The 22276-nt window shown below is 36.3% G+C and carries 19 protein-coding genes; 18 read left to right on the top strand and 1 reads right to left on the bottom strand.

Features of this window, described 5'->3' with window-relative positions; translation table 11 throughout:
- Positions 1-1232 precede the first annotated feature (1232 nt).
- The 9 genes from tatA (at position 1233) to ACFIK2_RS07980 (ending at position 9997) form a co-directional block, all read left to right on the top strand.
- The gene (tatA, locus tag ACFIK2_RS08020; RefSeq protein WP_375633111.1) at positions 1233-1535 is read left to right on the top strand and encodes a twin-arginine translocase TatA/TatE family subunit; all 303 of its coding nucleotides are present in this window, start codon (positions 1233-1235) and stop codon (positions 1533-1535) included.
- Positions 1536-1590: 55 nt separating this feature from the next.
- Positions 1591-2046 carry a twin-arginine translocase subunit TatB gene (locus ACFIK2_RS08015; protein WP_375633109.1) on the top strand — a complete coding sequence of 152 codons (456 nt, stop codon included), beginning with the start codon at positions 1591-1593 and terminating at the stop codon, positions 2044-2046.
- Complete coding sequence (gene tatC, locus ACFIK2_RS08010) at positions 2027-2809, top strand: twin-arginine translocase subunit TatC (protein ID WP_375634095.1); 783 nt, start codon at positions 2027-2029, stop codon at positions 2807-2809. The genes ACFIK2_RS08015 and tatC overlap by 20 nt, the downstream gene beginning before the upstream one ends.
- Positions 2810-2870: 61 nt before the next feature.
- Entirely contained in the window at positions 2871-4148 is a 1278-nt protein-coding gene (gene serS / locus ACFIK2_RS08005) for a serine--tRNA ligase (protein ID WP_375633105.1), read from the top strand.
- Positions 4149-4281: 133 nt separating this feature from the next.
- Entirely contained in the window at positions 4282-4941 is a 660-nt protein-coding gene (locus ACFIK2_RS08000) for a protein-L-isoaspartate(D-aspartate) O-methyltransferase (protein ID WP_273791164.1), read from the top strand.
- 155 nt (positions 4942-5096) lie between these two features.
- Complete coding sequence (locus tag ACFIK2_RS07995; RefSeq protein WP_375634093.1) at positions 5097-6275, top strand: peptidoglycan DD-metalloendopeptidase family protein; 1179 nt, start codon at positions 5097-5099, stop codon at positions 6273-6275.
- A gap of 685 nt (positions 6276-6960) precedes the next feature.
- A complete protein-coding gene (yajC, locus tag ACFIK2_RS07990; protein ID WP_375633099.1) occupies positions 6961-7413 on the top strand; it encodes a preprotein translocase subunit YajC in 453 nt (150 codons plus the stop codon).
- Positions 7414-7872: 459 nt separating this feature from the next.
- A complete protein-coding gene (locus ACFIK2_RS07985; RefSeq protein ID WP_375634090.1) occupies positions 7873-8259 on the top strand; it encodes an Mth938-like domain-containing protein in 387 nt (128 codons plus the stop codon).
- Between the two features lie 877 nt (positions 8260-9136).
- On the top strand, positions 9137-9997 hold the full coding sequence (locus ACFIK2_RS07980) for a phytoene/squalene synthase family protein (protein ID WP_375611260.1): 861 nt from the start codon (positions 9137-9139) through the stop codon (positions 9995-9997).
- Between the two features lie 829 nt (positions 9998-10826).
- Here ACFIK2_RS07980 and ACFIK2_RS07975 read toward each other — a convergent pair.
- On the bottom strand, positions 10827-12716 hold the full coding sequence (locus ACFIK2_RS07975; RefSeq protein WP_375636299.1) for a peptidyl-prolyl cis-trans isomerase: 1890 nt from the start codon (positions 12714-12716) through the stop codon (positions 10827-10829).
- 154 nt (positions 12717-12870) lie between these two features.
- Between ACFIK2_RS07975 and tpiA the strand changes: the two genes are divergently transcribed.
- The 9 genes from tpiA (at position 12871) to ACFIK2_RS07930 (ending at position 22262) form a co-directional block, all read left to right on the top strand.
- Positions 12871-13635: a triose-phosphate isomerase gene (gene tpiA / locus ACFIK2_RS07970; RefSeq protein ID WP_375620758.1), complete on the top strand. Its 765-nt coding sequence runs from the start codon at positions 12871-12873 to the stop codon at positions 13633-13635.
- Between the two features lie 82 nt (positions 13636-13717).
- Positions 13718-14170 carry a preprotein translocase subunit SecG gene (secG, locus tag ACFIK2_RS07965; protein WP_375633091.1) on the top strand — a complete coding sequence of 151 codons (453 nt, stop codon included), beginning with the start codon at positions 13718-13720 and terminating at the stop codon, positions 14168-14170.
- 130 nt (positions 14171-14300) lie between these two features.
- The gene (locus ACFIK2_RS07960) at positions 14301-15929 is read left to right on the top strand and encodes a CTP synthase (RefSeq protein ID WP_375633089.1); all 1629 of its coding nucleotides are present in this window, start codon (positions 14301-14303) and stop codon (positions 15927-15929) included.
- 36 nt (positions 15930-15965) lie between these two features.
- Entirely contained in the window at positions 15966-16802 is an 837-nt protein-coding gene (gene kdsA / locus ACFIK2_RS07955; RefSeq protein ID WP_375633087.1) for a 3-deoxy-8-phosphooctulonate synthase, read from the top strand.
- Between the two features lie 71 nt (positions 16803-16873).
- Positions 16874-18145 carry a phosphopyruvate hydratase gene (gene eno, locus ACFIK2_RS07950; RefSeq protein ID WP_375633085.1) on the top strand — a complete coding sequence of 424 codons (1272 nt, stop codon included), beginning with the start codon at positions 16874-16876 and terminating at the stop codon, positions 18143-18145.
- A 111-nt stretch (positions 18146-18256) separates the two neighbouring features.
- Entirely contained in the window at positions 18257-18664 is a 408-nt protein-coding gene (locus ACFIK2_RS07945) for a TM2 domain-containing protein (protein WP_375633083.1), read from the top strand.
- Positions 18665-19390: 726 nt separating this feature from the next.
- Positions 19391-19702, top strand: a complete 312-nt coding sequence (locus tag ACFIK2_RS07940) for a septum formation initiator family protein (protein ID WP_375617692.1) — start codon at positions 19391-19393, stop codon at positions 19700-19702.
- A gap of 135 nt (positions 19703-19837) precedes the next feature.
- Complete coding sequence (gene pdhA, locus ACFIK2_RS07935) at positions 19838-20878, top strand: pyruvate dehydrogenase (acetyl-transferring) E1 component subunit alpha (RefSeq protein WP_273791144.1); 1041 nt, start codon at positions 19838-19840, stop codon at positions 20876-20878.
- Between the two features lie 16 nt (positions 20879-20894).
- Entirely contained in the window at positions 20895-22262 is a 1368-nt protein-coding gene (locus tag ACFIK2_RS07930; RefSeq protein ID WP_375677129.1) for a pyruvate dehydrogenase complex E1 component subunit beta, read from the top strand.
- Positions 22263-22276: the final 14 nt, after the last annotated feature.

Raw genomic sequence — 22276 nt, 5'->3', positions numbered from 1 at the left:
AATGCTTGATAAAAACATTGTTACATTGATCAGTTTTTTAGCGAGCGTAAAATTATGGAGAGAGCAATAAAGTGCTGGTGTTATAGTGATAGATTTTTGTAAAAGTATGAATGAATCTCATTGCTTTAAGCGGAGCCAAAGCTTTACATTATACACGCTAAATGGCTAGGTTATTGTGTATGACGCTAAAATAAAACTTTTGAAAATTGATATGCACTCTGCAAGCTATTTCAATAAAATGAGAATTTTAAACTAAAGTAAATAGGTTTATTTATCTCTAACACTGTATTATCGAGCGGCTTTATAAGGAAATCTTATAAAAAAGGCGAGGATAAGAAATTCTTTTTACATGAATTATGCTTCGATTCCATGCTTTTGATTGAATATAATTTTCTATTAATGCCCATTCTGGTTTCAATACTGAGATAGGTTAAACACATGATATTATGAGAACGCATGCCCAGAATCCGGAGACTTGTAATAGTTAGAGCATGCCGTGGCTTAGAGAGCTGGTTATATGGAGGTATTTTACTGAATAAAGGCACAAGCTGGTACCTTTTTTATTTTTTAGCAGTATTGCCATACCTTTTGGCACTTGAGTTGGTTCATAAAGTACATTTTTACTCTTTCCGCTAATAGTTTTTATTTACACGACAGATAGTTAATTAAATACGATGATGGCTCATATTTCGTATTGTATATGGAATAATGGATGATAAAATTCCTACCCCAACGCAAAGAATAAATGTTGTGCGTAAGATGATCGTTTTTGAAGAGACCGATGATGTGTTAAGAAAGTTTTTTAGAGATTTTTCTTTCTGATTTTTTTAATTGAATACGTAAAATGTTTTACAGCATGTTATGATTTTTATCAGTAAAGGATAATTTGGCGGAAATGTTTGTAATGATACGTACAACATTGTTTAAAAGGAAAGACATTGGCTATAGTATTTACAGGAAGATGAGTAACCTAAGAGATCAGATGAAGTTATTTTAGAAAAGTTTTTAAGTGTTTTGAACTTTGTATGAAGTGGTTTATCATTTTTGAATGGTTTGTGTTATAATACGCTAAAAAAGGATGAGAGGATAAAAAGTTCTTTTTGCAATAAAAGCGTGTAATTGCTTTTAAGTTAAGAAGAAAATATATAAGTAAGATATTATATTTGATACATTCTTCAGAGGAAGCATGAATAAATGAAATCAAATTTAAAAGCATAAAGTTAGAGAGAATAATGGGTAATATTTTTTCACCAACGCATTTAATTATAATTTTATTGATTATCTTTGTGCTTTTCGGTCGCGGTAAAATTTCTGAATTAATGGGCGATGTTGCTAAAGGAATTAAAGCCTTCAAAAAAAATATGAAGGAAGAAGATGATAGCATTGAGGATAAAGTTGAAATGGCTCCTAGTTCCCAAATGATTGATGTAGAATCTCAACAATCTCAGCCGTTATCGGTAAAACATGCAACAGCGCGCAGAAAGGTTTCTTCTGCTTCTAAAAAAAGCAAAACATCTGTTGCTAAAAAACAGTAACAAAAACGCAATCATCATTGTGCAATATTTTTTGATGAGAAAGTCGAATTAAGAGATGTTTGGGATTGACGGACCAGAGTTTATCGTAATCTTACTTGTTCTCATCATTGTCGTTGGACCAAAAGATTTACCTAAAATATTAAAGACAGTAGCAAAGATAAGAGCGTATGTGTATTCAACAGCAAATGAACTTCGTCATCAGTTTGATGATGCAATAAGACAAATCGAGCGCGATGATTTGCAAAAAGTATGTTCGGATATTAGCGATTCAAGCAAGAAGTTGGCAGAAACTTTTGATCCCACTCAAAATATATTAGAGGATATCCACGATAATTGGGATGTTAAGGAAACACATCATAAATTTAAAAAAGATAAAGAAATTTTGGAATGTGATCAAAAGGTAATCAAGAAAGATATGACAGTTTCTATAGCTTCTCATCATTCTGAAAACATTTTTGTTTCTCCTAAAGATAAAAAAAAGAAGATGTGTCATGAATGTAAAAAAAGATGAAGTTGATGCTAATATGACTCCACTTTTAGAACATTTAATTGAACTTCGTCAGCGAATTATTTCTGCTTTGGTTGCATTTATGATCGCTTTTATGATGTGTTTTCTTGTTAAAGATTATATCTTAAATTTTTTACTATGGCCATATCAGTGGGCAATGAAAATAGCAGGGGGTAACCCTGAGGGTATTCGTTTGCAATCAACGCAAGTATGGGAAACTTTTTTAACGAAGATGAAACTTTCTGCTTTTGGGGGAATTATTTTATCTTTTCCCTATACGGCTTTTCAGTTTTATAGTTTTATTGCACCAGGGCTTTATAAAAATGAGCGGATGGCTTTTTTACCATTTCTCATTGGGGGGCCTATTTTATTTTGTATTGGGGGAGCGTTTGTTTATGGTCTATTAGCGCCAATAATACTATGGTTTAGCCTTTCTCAACAATTTCTTCCAGATGTTCATTTAAAAATAGAGTTTATAGTGCGTATTTCTGATTATTTGGGCTTTATGACATCATTTATCCTAATTTTTGGTTTGATTTTTCAATTACCTCTTGTCATCAGTCTTTTAACAAAAATTGGATTTTTAACGTCTCATGATTTGGTTTCTAAACGAAAATGGGCTATTTTGCTCTCTTTTATCATTGCGGCAATCATAACGCCGTCGGATTTTTTTACGATGTTTGCAGTGGCTTTACCAACGATAGCACTTTACGAGATTTCAATTTTAATTGCTTACAGTATAGAAAAGAGAAGAAAATCCGCTTAAGAAAAGTGTATAATCTTATGCGATAAGGAATGAATAAAAACAATATAAATGAGGAATTTTTATGCTTGATATTAAGTGGATTCGTGACAATCCTGAGAAATTAGATAAAGCACTCGTAAGTAGAGGTCTTGAGCCACAAGCTGAAAGGTTAATACAACTTGATCTTGCACGTCGGTCGCATATTGCTAAGGTGCAATTGGCGCAGGAACGTCGCAATGCTGTTTCAAAGGAAATAGGACAGGCTTTGGCTGTATCTGATCAGCAAATGGCTGAACGTCTTAGAGCTGAAGTTGAAGAGATTAAAGCTTTTCTTTCCTCTGCAACAGTGGAAGAAAAACAACTGACGGAGAGTCTTGAGAAACTTCTTTCAGCACTTCCAAATATTCCATTAGATGATGTTCCAGAAGGTAAAGATGAAAGTGATAATGTCGTCATTCGACATTTTGGTACACCTCCAACATTTAATTTTACACCAAAGGAACATTTTGATCTTGGTCAAGATCTCAAACAGATGAATTTTGAACGAGCTAGTCGTTTGTCTGGAACACGTTTTACAGTACTTTCAGGGGCGTTAGCACGGCTAGAACGAGCATTAGGCCAATTTATGCTTGATGTGCATGTCAATGAGAATGGTTACACAGAAGTCTCAACACCTCTTCTTGTTCGTGATGAGATTGTTTACGGAGCAGCACAATTACCGAAATTTGCTGAAGACCTTTTTCGTACAACAGATGGTCGATGGCTTATTTCCACAGCAGAAGTGCCATTAACCAATTTGGTCAACGATGAAATTCTTGAAATATCAGATTTACCACTGCGATTTTCTTCTTTATCTCCCTGTTTTCGTTCAGAGGCGGGAGCAGCCGGTCGTGATACGCGCGGTATGTTGCGTCAGCATCAATTTTGGAAAGTTGAAATGGTCTCGATTACCAGTGAAGAGCAGTCTTTAATTGAATTGGAACGTATGACAGAATGTGCAGAAGATATATTAAAACGGCTTGGTTTGCCTTTTCGCACAGTGGTTCTTTCTACGGGTGATATGGGGTTTGCAGCGCGTAAAACCTATGACATCGAGGTTTGGCTTCCTGGTCAAGAATGTTATCGTGAAATTTCTAGCTGTTCAGTTTGTGGAGATTTTCAAGGTCGTCGTATGAATGCGCGCTATCGTAAAGACGGCGATAAAAAATTGCATTTTGTTCATAGCCTTAATGGTTCTGGTACGGCTGTTGGACGTTGTCTTATTGCCGTACTTGAAAATTATCAACAGGCTGATGGATCAATTATTATTCCAGATGTTTTACAACCTTATATGGGAGGCATGCGCTGTATTACTGCTTAATTTTACGAAAGGAGAGACAATATGCGTTTATTGCCAAGAGGTGATGATACACAGACGCAAGTTTTTGCCATTTTAAAAGAAGCAGTTTATCAGTATGATAAAAGTGCACCTCCATTGGAGATTGAATGATACTATGGGGCAAAAGGGTATTTTACAATTTCGTGAGGAGTTAGCCGCTCTTGTACTGAAAATGCGTAGCAAAGGCATTGATGACGTGCGATTTTTTTCGGCATTAGAGAAAATTCCGCGTCAACAGTTTGTTGCTGCTCCTTGGTTCAATAGTGCTTATGATAATAAAGTTATTCCCCTTGAGTGTGGTGAATATATGGAACGTTTGGAAGAACAACTCTTAATTCTTTCGGCATTATCTTTGAAAAAAAGGCATCGTGTCTTAGAAATTGGTACAGGATCTGGTTTTTGTACTGCTCTTATGGCATGTCTGAGTGACCGTGTGACAACGATTGATCGTTATAAAACGCTTGTTGATTTAGCACGCCAAAAATTTCAAACTTTAGGAATTGAAAATATTGTTATACGGCAGATTGATGGAAGTCATAGTGTGACAGGCTTAGGATCATTTGATCGCATTCTTATTTGGCCATCACGTTTTGATGAACCAAAGGAATTTTTAGAACTTTTAGCTGAAAATGGAATTCTCATTCAGGCGATAGGACCTGACGAAGGGGTACAAACGGTGACGCGCTATACAAAAATTGGTAGTAGATTTGAGTGTTTAGAACTGTTCCAAGTGCGTTACCAACCTTTTATTAAAGGCATTGCAGAGATACTTTAATTTTTAAAAGCTAAGAAGTTTCTTCAAATTGTCTACGTTAAATTCATTTTGATCTTATATAAAGATATTTATGAATAAAACATCTCATTTTAACTCTTCGGTAATTTAAAAAAGCTTTAATGGAGTGAGTTGATTATTGATGAGTGAGCAAAACGATGTGTCTAAAAGCTTTGGATAATATTTTCCAGCATAATTTTCAGAGAATAACTTTGTTAGCGGTGGTAACTATTGTTGCTGGTTGTAGTTCTGGTACACAGCGTTTTTCCAATACGTTCTCTCATCGTACGGTATCATCTCAATCAAATATATCAAGCACTATGTATACAGACCCGCGAATGCTATCATACGGTAGTGGTATGATACAAAGCACTGAATTGCCACCTGTGGAATCAGGTGATGATTCGTGGGGAGATGACAATTCTCCCTATAATTTTCCACATCAAGATAGGATAACTTCTTCTGATGGTCGCGTTATGGGCTCCCCTCCACGTAATCTTGGAACACTTTCTCGTTCACAAATGGATAAATCTCCTATTTTTCGGCGGAATTCTTATATTGTCCAGAGTGGAGATACACTGCTCAGTATTGCACGACAAGTAGGGATTAGTGTTGAGGCATTAAAATTAGCAAATGGTATAAACAGCAATTCCATTTATATCGGTCAGGTCCTTGTTGTTCCAAGCAGGCGTACATTAGCAGCTTCAAATGCACACAATAATAACGATTGGGCAGTGTCAACAACAGAATCTGCATCCCAGTCTGTGATGTCCTCTATAAAAAACAAGAAGTCTTCTCCTATATATAAAGCTCCTGTAACAACGCCACCCTCTGCAAAGATGAACAAATCAAGTTCTGAGAAAAATTTTTCTAAACAGATGACGCAATTGAAACATGAGACTGGTTTGTCAAGTACTGTTACGAATACAGATAATATGACGACTCCGCAAGCCACAGGAATTTCTAAGATGCGTTGGCCAGTACGAGGGCGTTTATTAAGCCAGTTCGGTCAAAAAAAGGGAACAGTAATGAATCGAGGAATAGATATTGCAGTGCCTGAAGGGTCTTCGGTAAAGGCGGCAGAAAATGGTGTGGTTATTTATGCGGGAGATGGACTAAAAGAGCTTGGTAATGTTGTGATGATTCGACATGAAAATGATATTATCACTATTTATGGATGTAATAGTAAGCTTGTTGTTAACAAAGGACAAAGGATAAGGCGCGGTGATGAGATTGCTAAATCTGGTGTTTCAGGAAATGTTAAAACGCCACGTGTCTATTTTGAGATGCGTAAGAATTCATTACCTGTTGATCCCCTTAAATATTTAGAAAACTAATTTATTGATGACGTTTACATTTGAATAGTCTTACAGTTTATAGAAAATTCATGAAAAATAATTGATTTTCTTAAATCAATGACATTACAGCAAAAAATCATTGGTTTTAGAAAAGTAGTTCGTTGGGGTCGGTAAATATTACCATTTTTGTATTTATGAAAGTGTAAGACAATAGTATCATACTATTTGTCAGCTTTGAGTGTTTCAATTGCTCTTGCATTTGAGAGAAGCATGAAAAAGATATTTTCACGCCTTTCTTAAAAAGTTTTTATCTACAGGCTCATTTAATATGTGTGACGTGCAAGAAAATCGTTTTGATTAATTCAGAAGGTTTGAAATGAGAGCGTTTTATTGTATTTAGATCTGTCATTTGATATCAAAAACGATAAATTATCTATATAAATTAAGTTTGTTCATTAGAAAAATTATCTTGTATAATTTATTGAGTTAGTGAAAAGATTTGTATTGTAGGATATACAATAGGGGAAAGTGAATCTATTTTTTAAGATTTTTCTCATTGTATTTTGGTATTCTGCCTCTTAAGGATTTATTGTATTTTTGTAAAGCTGTGATTAGATTATGTAGTTATTGCTTTTTATGATAAATTCTTTAGGAATTTTTTCTGTATCGGAATTTCATTTTAATAGAGTGGGAAATACCTGAGGTTTAACTATAGGAGATAAAAATGTTTATTACGAACGCTTATGCTCAAGTTGCAGGCGATGTTTCCGGTGGAATTTCATTTGCTAGCGCTGTCCCATTCATTTTAATTTTTGCAATTATGTATTTTTTTATCATTCGTCCACAGCGTGCCCAAATGAAAAAACGCCAAGAAATGCTTAATGCAGTACGTCGTGGTGATACAGTTATAACGGGTGGTGGTATTATCGGCAAGGTTACGAAGGTTCACGACGAGAGTGGTGAATTAGAGGTTGAAATTGGTGAGAGTATGAATATTCGTGTTATTCGCTCAACATTAGCTGATGTGCGCGTTAAAGGTGAGCCGATTGCAGAAAAAAAATCAAAACTTAATGCTAAAGCAAAAAGACCACAAAAGTCTAAATCTAAAACGACAACGAAAGAAGATATGAGTATCTCTAAAGAGAAAAAAGCTATATCAAAGGAAAATGCATCTTAAGGTGTAATGGCAGTTTATTACATTTTTTAAGCATTTTTATAAAAAGCTTGGCAAGATCAAGACAATTTCATTGAAAAAGGGGCTTTTATAGTGGCTACAGAAAATGGAGTTTTTGTTTTCTTTAGATGATTAAAATAGTTGTTTTATTTATGGAATATTACGCAATTTTTTCTGTTTTTAAAACAAGATCATTGTTTCTATAAAAAGAAATTTGCGAGTAAATAAGCTGAGAAAACTTTTTAAAAGATAGATTTATTTAAGCAGGTATAGCTTTTGATTGCGGTTTATTATCGAATTTTCATATACTTGTTGTATGAGAAGATTAGGGTTTTATATAAAATTTCCACTTCAATACTAGGCTATGGTTAAGATATCAATGTTTGTATCAGCCTTCCTTTAATTTTATGGTGAGAAGTAGCAAAGACAATTGGATTATTCAAAAATAAAGGGTGCTTGTTCATGTTCGATGCAATTCAAATTCGTGAAGCACATTTTCCAAGTCGCGCACCTATTGATGCTTATGGAAATGGTGGATTTCGTTTTGCTGATATGTCTCATAGAGGTTCTATTGTTTGTGTACCATCAGGTATTTATGGCATTGACATGGCAGGGCCTGTTCCCACTCAAAGGGATATATCTCGTATTTTAGAAGAATCTTCTGAAATCGAAGTTTTATTAATAGGTACTGGAATTGAATTATTACGATTACCTGAAGAGTTACGGGTGCTTTTATGGGAAAAACGTATTTCATCAGATACAATGAGTACGGGAGCGGCGGTGCGTACATTTAATGTTTTATTGGCTGAAGATCGCGCTGTTGCGGCGTTATTATTTGCGGTAGAATAGAGTATTGTTTAATAAAACAAAGGCTCTGGTCTAGCATGAAAGACTTGTGTGATTATTTTCTGCGCTGTAAAATACTGTCGTTTAAGGCGGTGATATAAGGGTATAGAATATACATAACTTAACACATTAAGTGTTTTTTAAATACAGCAGCAAGTATTCAGGACAAAGTTTGCTCATAGTTCCTAATGAATCACATGAGTGATCAGCTCTTGGGACTTAAGACAGTTCATAAGAGGCATTTTAATTCTTTCTTATACAGTTTTTACCTACAAGCCAGTTCCGCTTATGACGTGCAAGGGAATAGTTTTTATTGATGTAACATGGAATTGGTTTGAAATGAAAGTATATCTACGATATTTGGGATTCTAATTTAATATACAAAACACAAAATTATGATTATAAATCAATGCGTTTATAGTAACAGAAACGCACCGAGAGCAATTGGATTTTTTACAAATTGGTGTTGGTAAGAACCTTTGTCTTTTAGGATGGGGAGGAGGTCAATGATTGATGAAGTTTTTGTGATCAGTGCATTTTTTATAAAATAACATTGTCATCTATCCACTGAAAAAGTGTTTTGCGTTGTTTGTTGTTCAAGTTTTACTATGCATGTTACGATTGGTTTTTAGCTTTTTTATTGCAAATGAAAACTTGAAGTCCGATAAGATAAGTTTTATCAGAAAAATTATTTATTTAATTTTTTTCTTTCTAAAACGAAAAGGGATTAGAAAAGAAATTTTAATTCATAATACAGTTAAGAGACACATTTAAAAATCTTATTTTCTGAACTGTATTTGCTTATCCTTCATTTTTTAATATGAATAAAAAGAGGGTATTAATTTAATTGCTAAAAAAGGGACGTTAATAGGTTCATAGAATGATAGGCTCTCTTCCTTATTGTCTTGATATTTTACGTACCATAGATCGTGATCGCTATATATCGGTTTTATTTGCACCTAAAAAAAAGCGCCAAGCATTGGCTGCTCTTTATGTATTTAATGCTGAAGTTTCTCGTATCCGCGAAAGTGTACATGACCCACTCATAGGAGAAATACGGTTACGTTGGTGGTATGATGCTATTGCTCATGGTGAAATGCAAACGAGTGGAAACAATCCGATTTTGAATGATTTATTAAAAGCAATCACTCTTTTTAATTTACCTAAGACAGCTTTTTTACGTTATTGTGATGCGCAAATTTTAGATCTTTATCACAATCCAATAGAAACACTTCATGATCTAGAGCATTATTGTGGTGAGACAGCAGGCATAATTTTACAGCTTTCTTGTCAGATATTAGATCCTGAAACTGCACAAGAGTTTACAGATATCTATGAACATGGAGGGATTTCTCAAGGATTAAGCGGTGTATTGCGTCTTTTATCATTCATGCAATCACGATATCAATATTATTTACCCACTGATATATTAAAGGCTGTAGGAGTGAATAGGGAAGATTTGGAATCTCATCGTCTCAGCGATCAACAAAAGGGTTGTATTGTTGAAGCTATGGTAGCATTATCGCGCGATCATTATACCCAATTTTACGAGTATTCTTGTACTTTACCTAGAGTTCTTAAGCCAGCTTTTCTTCCATTGGTCATTGTACCAGCTTCTCTTCAAAAAGCTATACAGCTGGGGGCAGCAATTTTTCAAGAGAGTGCAACTTTGCCATTGATGTATCGCTATTGGTTGATAACAAGGGCAGCAATAAGCGGCAATTTTCCAAAGATATTGTAAAAAAATATTACTACGTTGGAATGCGTAACATGTAGACTGATTTTTTCATATGAAGATAAAAGGAGCTATTGTGATTCCAAACCATTTTTTTGTTATAAAAAATGTTGATGTTTTGGTTGTTATGAACGCAAAAGAATAAGAAATTTTATGATCTTGAAAATACGCTGTATTTCTTCATCAGTAATATGTTTTATTCAGTGTATTGGATGGGTGAGATGCAGAGAAAGAAAAACATGAGATAAAATTTCTATTTTATGAGAGAAGTTATCTTAGCAGTCTATAAGTCTATAAAAAACTCTTATTTTTGAGAAATTATAACATCATAATTGATGACTGTTATGATTGATGAATATATTGATTTATAATGATAATACGTTTTTTCTTATATTGAATGAGAGTCTTGAATAGAAAAAGATTTCTCCATTTTTATAATGAATTTTAAAAATAGTTTTTTATCTATTATAAGTTGGATGTGTAAATGAAATCATTTAAGGAAGAAGCAATACACTCCCTATGAATGAATATTAAGAGTAGCAATATAATGAGCTATGAATGAATGACGATAGGGATGATGTTTATAGCTTAATGGGCGGCAACCTTTACGACCTTTGGATGGATAATGTTTTTTAATGCATTGCAAAAACGATTCTACATTCCATTGACTATTTTCTCGCAAATCCATACATGCACTGTTTTGCGAGAAAATGAATCATTATACAAACGCTGATCCTAAGATATGCAGACAAGAAATCCGTCTTACCTCTTCAACTATAGACGAAGAGCTGATGAAAACTTTATCAATAAGTTCTTAAAATTATGCACAATCTTTTTATTGGAGAGCGTTAAAGATCTGATTATAATTTGTGCTATTAATTTCCAAAGGATGTTCTTTATTGGCAACTTGTAGCATTTCTAGCTTGAGATCTTCTCTTATCATCATATCTATATTGGCGCGGACCTCAGTTGAAAGAGTATGAGACGTGATATCTTTAGGCATGGTTACAGTCTTTATTTGATAAATGATACGGTTTGTTGCAACCGGACCTTTTATGATGCCATAATGACCTTTGGGAGCGGAAAATAATGCTTTAATGCCTTCAACGCCAAGGGTTTCAGATGAGTCTTGACGCCGGAGGGTTGGTGTTGTTTGTTTTGTAACACCAAGGGTATGAGCAAGAGCAACAAGACTTTTTCCTTCCGTGAGCTGTTTGAGAGCATTTTGGGCTTTTTCATCAAGAAGACGTTGGATTTCCTCATTTTTCCATTGAGAAAGAACATCTAGCTTAGCCTCTTCAAGTGTCTTATCACGGGAAGGAATAATTTTATCGACCTTGTACCAGAGATATCCACCATTTTGAAAAGAGAGAGGATCAAGATCGACTCCTTCGTTTGATTGATAGATGGCATTCAGTAAAATATCTTTTTGAGGTAAATCCGTGAGTATTGCACCTTCAAGCGTTTTTCCCGTTTTATCAATAGTAATTGTGCGCAAAGATAACTTGTATTGGTCAGCTAACTCTTTGAGAGAAGCACCCTCAAAACGAGCATTTTCAATGGCAGCATAATTGTTACGGATATCATCAGTAGCACGATTTTTGGCAAGTATTTGGCGAATATTTTCTTCTACACTTTCAAAAGGAAGAGAGCTTGAAGGTTCAATATGCGTAACGCGAATGAGAACAGGTCCCTGTAAGTCATTTATCACAGGACTGACTTGGCCTTGTTGAAGTTCAAAAATTTCAGATGTCAGATGATTAGGAAGTTCGTTTTCTGCGAGAGGACCTTTTTTTATGTCATTAAGAGTCTTTTTTTCAGCTTTTACCAGTTCATCAAAACTCAATCCGTCAGCTATTTTTTTTGCTGCATTATCGGCTTCTTCGCGTGAGGGGAATCGCAGTTCTTCGAATGTACGCTTTTCAGGCGTTACAAAACGTGAAGCATTTTGTGTATAATAGGCTTTCGCCTCATCTGTTGAGATATCTTTAGGTTTTACAAAATCATTAAGTTCCATAGATAGCAAAGAGACAGTACGGTATTCTGGAGCACGAAATTGACTTTGATGTGTTTCAAACCATTTTTGTAATGTTTCGTAATCAGGATCAGCAATTGTTTTCTTTTCTTTTAGATCAATAACGAGATAATCAGCAATACGCATTTCTCCTTGATAAAGAGCAAGTGCTTTATAAAAGAGATTTGGTGCCTTCATATCAGAAAGTAAAGCAGCAATCAGCTGATTACGCTTTTCTTGTTTGGTGTAATAATTAAGAAAAGCACTTTCACTAATACGTAAATGCTGAAGATAGTTATAAAACAAGTTTTTATCAAAAGTGCCATTTACCTGGAACATCTTATCAGAACCAATCGTATGAGCTATTGTATCTTTTGAAAGACTTATTTTCATTTTACGTGCTTGTTCATCAAGCAGTACATTTTGTTGTAATTGATTAAATACAAAAGCAGGAATTTGGTATTGCTGCATTTCATTTGTTGTAAACATTCGTCCAAGATGAGCAGCATATGCTAAACGTGCGCTTTGATCGGCGAGTGCAAGACGATAATCATCGACAGTTACTGTGGACTTTCCAGAAGTAATAAGATCTCTTTCACTTTTTTTGTGTAACTGCGGTACCCCCCATAAAAGAATGAAGCATAAGAGTAAAATAGCAAGGAAAATTCTAAAAATCCAAGAATTTGTAGCATTTCTTATGATGTCAAGCATTGTTCAAGTCCATTTTTAATGTGAGTTATTATCAAAGCTGTAATGGAATTTGCAATAAAGAGATGAAAGATGCAAGCTTTAAAGACTTGCTTTCATTTTATAATTTGGTAACTACAGATAAACAATGTATTGTAAAAGCTCTTGAGGTGAAAATATGTCTCCAAATATTCGGCCTTTTCTTGCTGGAAATTGGAAAATGAATGGAACGAGTGAATCGCTTGGAGAGTTACGTGCTATTGCTACAGGCGTTAGCTCTGATCTAGGTCATCTATTTGAAGCCCTAATTTGTGTTCCAGCAACGCTTTTATCGCGTGCTTCTAATACGCTGAATGGTGAAAATCTCCTTTTGGGAGGACAAAATTGTCACTTTGATGATCATGGTCCTTATACTGGAGATATTTCAGCTTTTATGCTTAAAGAAGCAGGAGCAAGTCATGTTATTATTGGGCATTCAGAACGTCGTACAGTGTACCAGGAAAATGATGCGATTGTCTGTGCCAAAGTGCAAGCTGCGTGGCGAGCAGGTCTTGTGGCTCTTGTATGTATTGGTGAAACATTGGAGGAGCGTAATAATAATAAAGTACTGGATATTCTCACGCAGCAGCTTGAAGAATCTCTCCCAGATGATGCAACAGCAGAGAATACCATTATCGCTTATGAACCAGTTTGGGCGATAGGCACCGGCAATACAGCGACTCCAGAAGATATTGCAAAAGTACATCATTTCATTCGTGATAGGGTGCGCTCTCGTTTTGGTGATGAAGGTAATAAGATACGTTTGCTTTATGGTGGATCCGTAAAGCCATCCAATGCATTTGAGCTTTTAAGCATTGCTCATGTTAATGGTGCTTTGATAGGTGGAGCAAGCTTAAAAGCGATTGATTTTTTAACAATTTGCGATGTTTGTCGTAAACTATAGCAGAGAAATTTGAGTTTCCCCTTGGATTGTGCGTTATTTATGTGTAAATAGCTATTAAAGAGTTATTTGAAGAGCAGGGTTTATGCAAACAGTACTTATAGTTATTCATTTTTTGATTGTGATTACTTTGGTTGGTATTATATTAATTCAACCTTCAGAAGGTGGTGGGTTAGGTGTGAGTAATAGCTCAGGGTTGATGAAAACTCGTGGATCTCAAAATCCTTTAACACGTTTGACTGCTATTTTAGCCTGTTGTTTTTTTGTTGTGTCTATTGGACTTACCGTGGTGAGTAATATATCAAATTCTAGTTCTGATATTTTAAAGCGTATACCGGTTAATTCAGAGCAGAATTCTACCAATAAAGACTCAGGATCAGTCCCATCATCAGATGGTGAGTCTTCCCCTTCTATTCTTGAACAGCTAGGAGGCACTTCGAATTCTCCGCAGGAACAGAAACAGTCCACAAATCCTGAAGCAGAAAGTCCAGTTCCTCAGGTTTTTGAAAATACAGTTCCGGATAACAGTACAAAATAGTTTTTTTAAGAAAACATAGACTTTTTAAAAAAGGTGATTTTTTTCGCCTTTTTTATTTTAGAAGAAAAATTGTTTCTTTTTGCATTTTTTGCTGGAAAAATCATTATAAATTGCTTATCACCATAAGCCCATGGCACGTTATGTTTTTATTACTGGTGGTGTGGTTTCTTCCCTTGGAAAAGGCATCGCAGCGGCGGCGTTAGCAGCGTTATTACAGGCTCGTGGCTATCGCGTACGTCTTCGCAAACTTGATCCTTATTTAAATGTTGATCCAGGTACGATGTCACCTTATCAACATGGCGAAGTATTTGTGACCGATGATGGTGCAGAAACGGATCTTGATCTTGGTCATTATGAGCGTTTTACTGGGCGTTCTGCAAATAGCCAAGATAATATTACAACAGGGCGTATTTATCGCAATATCATTGAACGAGAGCGGCGTGGTGATTATTTGGGGGCAACAGTCCAAGTTATTCCTCATGTTACAGATGAAATTAAGAGATTCATTACGATGGAAAATGAAGAATTTGATTTTGTTTTGTGTGAGATAGGTGGAACGGTTGGTGATATTGAAGCAATGCCTTTTCTAGAAGCGATTCGTCAGCTTCGCAATGAGCTACCGAGACAAAATGTCGTTTATGTCCATCTCACATTAATGCCTTATATTCCTTCAGCAGGTGAATTAAAAACGAAACCAACACAACATTCTGTCAAAGAATTGCAAGCAGTTGGTATTTCTCCTGATATTTTGCTTGTACGTGCAGATCGATCTATTCCAGAAACAGAACGGTGCAAATTATCACTTTTTTGCAATGTTCGCTCCAATGCAGTCATTCAGGCATTAGATATGCCAACAATTTATGATGTTCCTATGGCATACCATAAGGAGGGTTTGGACTCTGAAGTTCTTTGCGCTTTTGGAATCGATTCGGCACCTTCCCCAAAGATGGATCGTTGGGAAGATATTACGCATCGTATTCACCATCCTGAAGGAGAAGTTACGATTGCTGTTGTAGGAAAATATACGGGCTTAAAGGATGCTTATAAATCTCTTATTGAAGCGATTGCACATGGTGGTTTAGCGAATAGAGTGAAGGTTAATATTGAGTGGATTGATTCGGAGCTTTTTGAAAAAGAAGATTCTGTTTCAGCTTTACAAAAAGCCCATGGAATTTTGGTTCCAGGTGCTTTTGGGGCACGAGGGGCAGAAGGGAAGATTCGAGCAATTCAATTTGCGCGAGAGCGTAAAGTTCCATTTTTAGGGATTTGTTTTGGGATGCAATTAGCTTGTATAGAAGCTGCGCGCAATATTGCACAGATTGAGAATGCTTCATCAAGTGAGTTTTGCGAAACAGACAATCCAATTGTAGGTTTAATGACAGAATGGCTTAAAGGAGACGTTCTTGAAAAACGTACAAGAAATGGTGCTCTCGGCGGTTCAATGCGCCTTGGTGCTTTTGCTGCTGAATTAAAAGAAGCGAGTCATATTGCTCAAATTTATGGGATGACCAAGATTGTCGAGCGACATCGTCATCGTTATGAGGTCAATATTGATTATAAGGATAAGTTAGAACAGTGTGGTTTGATTTTTTCTGGGATGTCTCCTGATGGTATTTTACCAGAAACGATAGAATATGTAGATCATCCATGGTTTATTGGTGTTCAATATCATCCAGAATTAAAATCTCGTCCTTTCGATCCACATCCGCTTTTTTCTTCTTTTATTGAAGCCGCTGTAGAACAAAGTCGATTAGTTTAATGCGTAAATTGGATTACTTTGCTTTTGAGGGATAAAATGACTAAACCAAATGCACGTGTGAAAGTTGGAAATATGATTTTTTCAAATGAAATGCCTCTTTCATTAATTGCAGGGCCGTGTCAGATGGAAAGTCGTGATCATGCTTTTGAAATGGCTGGTCGTATTAAAACAATTACCGATCAGCTTGGTATCAGGTTTGTTTATAAATCAAGTTACGATAAAGCCAACAGAACCTCTTTGAATGCGGCACGTGGCATTGGTCTTGAAAAAGCAATGGCTATTTTTTCTGATTTAAAAAAAGAGTTTGATTGTCCCATATTAACTGATGTGCATACAGAAGAGCAATGTACAATTGTTTCTTCTACAGTTGATATTTTACAAATACCGGCTTTTTTATGTCGTCAAACAGATCTTTTGGTAGCAGCCGCCAAAACAGAATGTGTTATTAACATTAAAAAAGGTCAGTTTTTAGCGCCGTGGGATATGGAGAATGTTTTAAAAAAGGTTGTTTACAGTGGTAATCCGAATGTTATGCTTTGTGAGCGAGGCACGTCATTTGGTTACAACCGACTTATTTCTGATATGCGTTCGTTGCCTATTTTACGTTCATTTGGAGCTCCTGTTATTTTTGATGCAACGCATTCTGTTCAAGAACCTGGGGGGCAGGGGGCTTCATCTGGTGGACAGCGTCAATTTGTTGAAATTTTAGCGCGTGCAGCTGTTTCTGTTGGGGTAGCTGGTATTTTTTTAGAAACACATCAAGATCCAGATAATGCACCTTCTGATGGACCCAATATGGTTAAAGTTGATGATTTACAAAGATTGCTTGAGACTTTAATGGAATTTGATTATCTGTCAAAAAAGTTGAGTTGAGAAGAGAAAAAATATTTCATTAATAGGGCATTATAAATGAATCGAGACTTTTATTGGATAAGGAAATACATATGACTATAATTGTCGATATCATTGGGCGTGAAGTTCTTGATAGCCGTGGTAATCCAACGGTAGAAGTTGATGTTCATTTGGAGAATGGAGCTTTTGGTCGCGCTCTGGTTCCTTCGGGAGCTTCAACAGGAGCATACGAGGCTATAGAGCTTCGTGATGGTGGTTTGCGCTATCAAGGGAAAGGTGTTGAAAAAGCGGTTGCTGCAGTTAATGGCGAAATTCTTGAAGAACTTGGTGGGCGGGATGCAACAAATCAAATTGCTATTGATCAAGCAATGATTGCTTTGGATGGAACGCCAAACAAAGCCCGTCTTGGTGCCAATGCACTTCTTGGTGTTTCATTAGCTGTTGCAAAAGCAGCTGCGGATTCATTAAATTTACCTTTGTATCGTTATATTGGTGGTACACAAGCGCATATTCTTCCAACCCCCATGATGAATATTATTAATGGTGGCGTTCATGCTGATAATTTGATTGATTTTCAAGAGTTTATGATTATTCCTATAGGAGCTCCTACTATAAGAGAAGCGATCCGTTATGGCGCTGAGATTTTCCATGCATTGAAAAAGCGTTTAAAAGATGCGGGTTATAATACCAATGTTGGTGATGAAGGTGGTTTTGCTCCTCAATTTAAAAGTGCTGATCAAGCAATTGATTTTATTATGGAATCTATCATGATATGTGGCTATAAACCAGGTGAACAAATTGCCATTGGTTTAGACTGTGCTTCAACCGAATTTTATAAAAATGGTTCGTATTTTTATAAAGGTGAGGGGAAATGCCGTGACACCCAAGAGCAGGTAGATTATTTAGCGCAGCTTGTGAAAAATTATCCTATTATTACAATTGAAGATGGAATGGCAGAGGATGATTGGGAAGGTTGGAAGCTACTTACTGACACAATGGGAGAAAAATGTCAGCTTGTTGGCGATGATTTGTTTGTAACGAATTCAGCACGTTTGCGTGATGGTATCAAAATGGAGGTAGGCAATTCTATTCTCATAAAAGTTAATCAAATTGGTACATTGAGTGAAACACTTGATGCTGTAGAGGTAGCACATAAAGCAGGTTATCGTGCCATTATATCTCATCGTTCAGGCGAGACAGAGGATTCTTTCATTGCAGATCTTGCTGTTGCAACGAATTGTGGACAAATTAAAACAGGTTCTCTTGCACGTTCGGATAGATTAGCAAAATACAATCAACTTATCCGTATTGAGGAAATGCTAGGAGCCCAAGCACATTATGCTGGTGATTTATATCGTGTATAGTTGTGAGCAAAAAATATGAAAGTATACAATCATTTAGATTATGAAATTGAGATTTCTTATCAAAGGCATATACGCAATAATTTTTAAGTATTTAAATTTATAGGGATTAAGATGAGAGGTATAATTATTAGTCAAGATCAAGGAACTTATCTCGTTTCGGGTGATGATGGTAAACGTTATCAGTTTGCGACTTGGGATTGGTTGGGAAAGAATCCACCAAGGATTGGTAATGCTGTTGATTTTGTCTGTGAAGGGGGGGGTGTCAGTTCTGTTTTTCCATTGTTGAGACCAGGTACAGAGAACTCAAAGATAATGTTCGCACTCCTTTGTTGGTGTGCAGGTATCTTTGGTGTCCATCGTTTTATGGTTGGTAAAGTTAGGACTGGTGCTTTAATGCTGGTTCTATCTTTATCATTGTTTGGATTGATAATTACCGGAATTTGGGCAGTTGTTGATTTTATAGTCATTCTTGGAGGAAGATTTACGGATAAAGATGGGAATCAGATTACAGATTTTTAAAAATTTTATAATAAAGAGAAAGTAATTCAGTTCGCTTTTTATTTTTATAAATAATTAAGTTGCATCATGCAAAATTATTGTACTATATTTATTTAATATGAGATATTAAAAAACATGTACAGCTAAGTAAAAGTATTGAAAAAGACAATGCTATTTTATACGGGTAAAGCAAAGACGCAAATTAATTAAGGCGTGCATTGTTTTTCTGCTTATAGCAGTGGATAGCATTAGATTATTGGAGGCTCCAAACTATCCTAATTTCACGTTTATTACGGCTGCTATAAATTGTATTTACACCGTGAGGTTAATCCGCATATTATCAAATTAGAAATAATCTCTTTATGAATAACACATAAGGAGCGTGGGTAAGGATGAAGGGTGAAATTATGGTTCAAAATCAAGGGGGTTATCTCGTTTTGGGAGGTGATGATAAGCGTTATCAATTTGAGGATTGGAATTGGTTAGGAAAAAACCACCAAGCATAGGGGATACCGTTGATTTTATCTTTATTTTAATAGGAAATTTTAGGAAAAAGCTACAAATTAGAGGATATCCAATATTTATAATATAAAAAGTAGGTCATTCAGCTTACTTTGATTGTATTAAGGGGGATAAATTGAAAATAACAAATTATTTAGTGTAGATTTGGTAATGAGGTATTAATCAAAATCATGCATAGTTGGGCAAAATATTAAGAAATTTGTGCTGTAAAGACTGTGCTATTTTATGTGGACAAAGCAGAAACGTCGATCAATCAAAGTACGCTTTGTACTACCTCTTATGACGGTGGGAGTCTTAAGCTATTTCAGTTATCACATTTATCATGGTGAGTATGGATTGTATTCACGCAGTGAAGTTAATCAGCATATTAGCGAATTAGAAAAGGAGCTTCATAAAATAGAAGCTGAGCGGATATTCATGGAAAAGCGTATTTCTCTTTTACGCAACGGGCATATAGAAAAAGATATGTTGGATGAGTATGTCCGAAAGAACTTGAACTTCTCTAAGTCAAATGAACTGACAATCTTAATACCTTGAAATGATACTAAAGGTAAATGAAAAATCGCTTAATTTAAACAACAATCAGCAATGATATTGTTTAAGCCGATTGATAAGGCTTGTAACTTTTGTTCGTAAAGGTTATTCCTAAATAATCATAAAAGGGAGTTTAATATGGCAGAACGACTTAAAAAAAATTCTGCGTCGGCGGCGCGCACTGCATTATCAAGCACCACAAAGAAAGCACCAATAGCAGATTTTACAAAAGAAGAAGAAATTGATGCTTATCGTGAAATGCTTTTAATTCGCCGTTTTGAAGAAAAAGCAGGACAACTTTATGGTATGGGGCTTATAGGGGGATTTTGTCACCTTTATATTGGTCAGGAAGCCGTTGTTATAGGAACATTGAAAGCGGCAAAAGAAGGTGATCAGGTTATTACGTCTTACCGTGATCATGGACATATGTTAGCGGTTGGGATGAGTCCGCGTGGTGTTATGGCAGAATTAACGGGACGTCAAGGGGGCTTTTCTAAAGGGAAAGGTGGCTCGATGCATATGTTCTCTAAAGAAAAGAACTTTTATGGGGGACATGGTATTGTTGGTGCGCAGGTTCCCATTGGTTCAGGTTTGGCATTTTCGAATCAGTACCTTGGTAAAGATAATGTGACATTGGTTTATTTTGGTGATGGTGCTGCAAATCAGGGGCAGGTTTACGAGAGTTTTAATATGGCTTCACTTTGGAAGCTTCCTGTTGTTTATATTATTGAAAACAATCAGTATGCTATGGGAACGTCAGTTTCACGTGCATCTGCAGAAACTGATTTTTCCCGACGTGGTCTTTCTTTTGAAATTCCAGGTATTGTTGTTGATGGTATGGATGTTCGATCAGTAAAAGGAGCTGCTGATGAAGCAATTTCTTGGGCACGCTCAGGTAAAGGACCGATCATTCTTGATATGCAGACCTATCGCTATCGTGGTCATTCCATGTCTGACCCAGCAAAATATCGTTCAAAGGAAGAAGTCCAAAAAATAAAAGAGGAGCACGATCCGATTGATCAAGTAAAAAGTCGGATTCTTAAAAAAAATTGGGCGAGCGAAGACGATTTAAAATCTATTGAGAAAGAGGTCCGTGCAATTGTTGCTGATGCGGTAGATTTTGCACAAAGTGATCAAGAGCCAGATGCTTCTGAGCTCTATACTGATATTTTAGTTTGATGCGAGGGAAGCAAGTATGTCTATTGATATTTTGATGCCGGCGCTTTCACCAACTATGGAAGAAGGTAAACTGTCTAAATGGCTCAAGAAAGAAGGTGATAAGGTTAGCTCTGGCGATGTTATTGCTGAAATTGAAACGGATAAGGCTACAATGGAAGTAGAGGCCGTTGATGAAGGTACTCTTGGTAAGATTTTTGTGCCTGAAGGGTCTGAAGGTGTAAAGGTTAACACTGTTATTGCGGTTTTGTTAGAAGAAGGTGAGCGTGTTGAGGATATTTTGCAACCTACCGATACAGCACAAAAACCTAAGGAATTTCCTCTTTCTCTACCTTCGTCAGTTCCGCAGGCTGCTCCTACTTTTGATACATCTCCTGATTTTGATATTCCAGCGGGAACCCAAATGGTTACGATGACAGTACGTGAAGCGCTTAATCAGGCTTTGGCTGAGGAAATGCGGCGTGATGAAAAAGTTTTTCTCATGGGGGAAGAGGTCGCGCAATATCAAGGTGCTTATAAGGTTAGTCAAGGTTTGTTGGAAGAATTCGGAGAACGCCGAGTTATTGATACCCCAATTACAGAGCACGGCTTTGCTGGGCTGGCTGTTGGGGCTGCTTTTGGTGGGTTACGTCCCATTGTTGAGTTTATGACATTTAATTTTGCGATGCAGGCGATGGACCAAATTATTAACTCAGCAGCCAAAACACGTTATATGTCTGGTGGACAAATGACCGCTCCTATGGTTTTCCGAGGTCCCAATGGCGCGGCTGCCCGTGTTGGTGCTCAACATTCTCAATGTTATGCTGCATGGTATAGTCATGTACCAGGTCTGAAAGTTGTCATGCCTTATAGTGCTGCAGATGCAAAAGGTTTGCTGAAAGCTGCTATTCGTGATGATAATCCTGTTATTTTCCTTGAAAATGAGATTTTGTATGGGCATCAATTTGATGTTCCTCAACTGGATGATTTTCTTTTGCCTATTGGTAAGGCACGTATTCATAAGTCTGGACAAGATGTGACGATTGTTGCATGTGGAATTGGGATGCATTATGCTGTTCAAGCGTTACCAGAAATTGAAAAACTTGGTATTGATGTTGAATTGATTGATTTACGAACCATTCGCCCGATGGATTTTCCAACAATTCTTTCGTCAGTTAAAAAAACAGGTCGTTTGGTAACAATTGAAGAGGGATTTCCTCAGTCATCTGTGGGAACTGAAATAGCAACGCGTGTTATGCAGCAGGCTTTTGACTATCTTGATGCGCCAATTGCTACGATTTCTGGCAAAGATGTTCCGATGCCTTATGCCGCTAATCTTGAGAAGTTGGCTTTGCCTAATACTGCTGAAATTATTGAGGCCGTTAAGGCTGTGACATACAGAGCATAACGGAGGAAAGCATA

Origin of the sequence: Bartonella sp. AP88XZML (genome assembly GCF_042195565.1) — a bacterium.
Classification (GTDB): Bacteria; Pseudomonadota; Alphaproteobacteria; order Rhizobiales; family Rhizobiaceae; genus Bartonella.
This window is presented reverse-complemented; position numbering and strand designations above follow the sequence as displayed.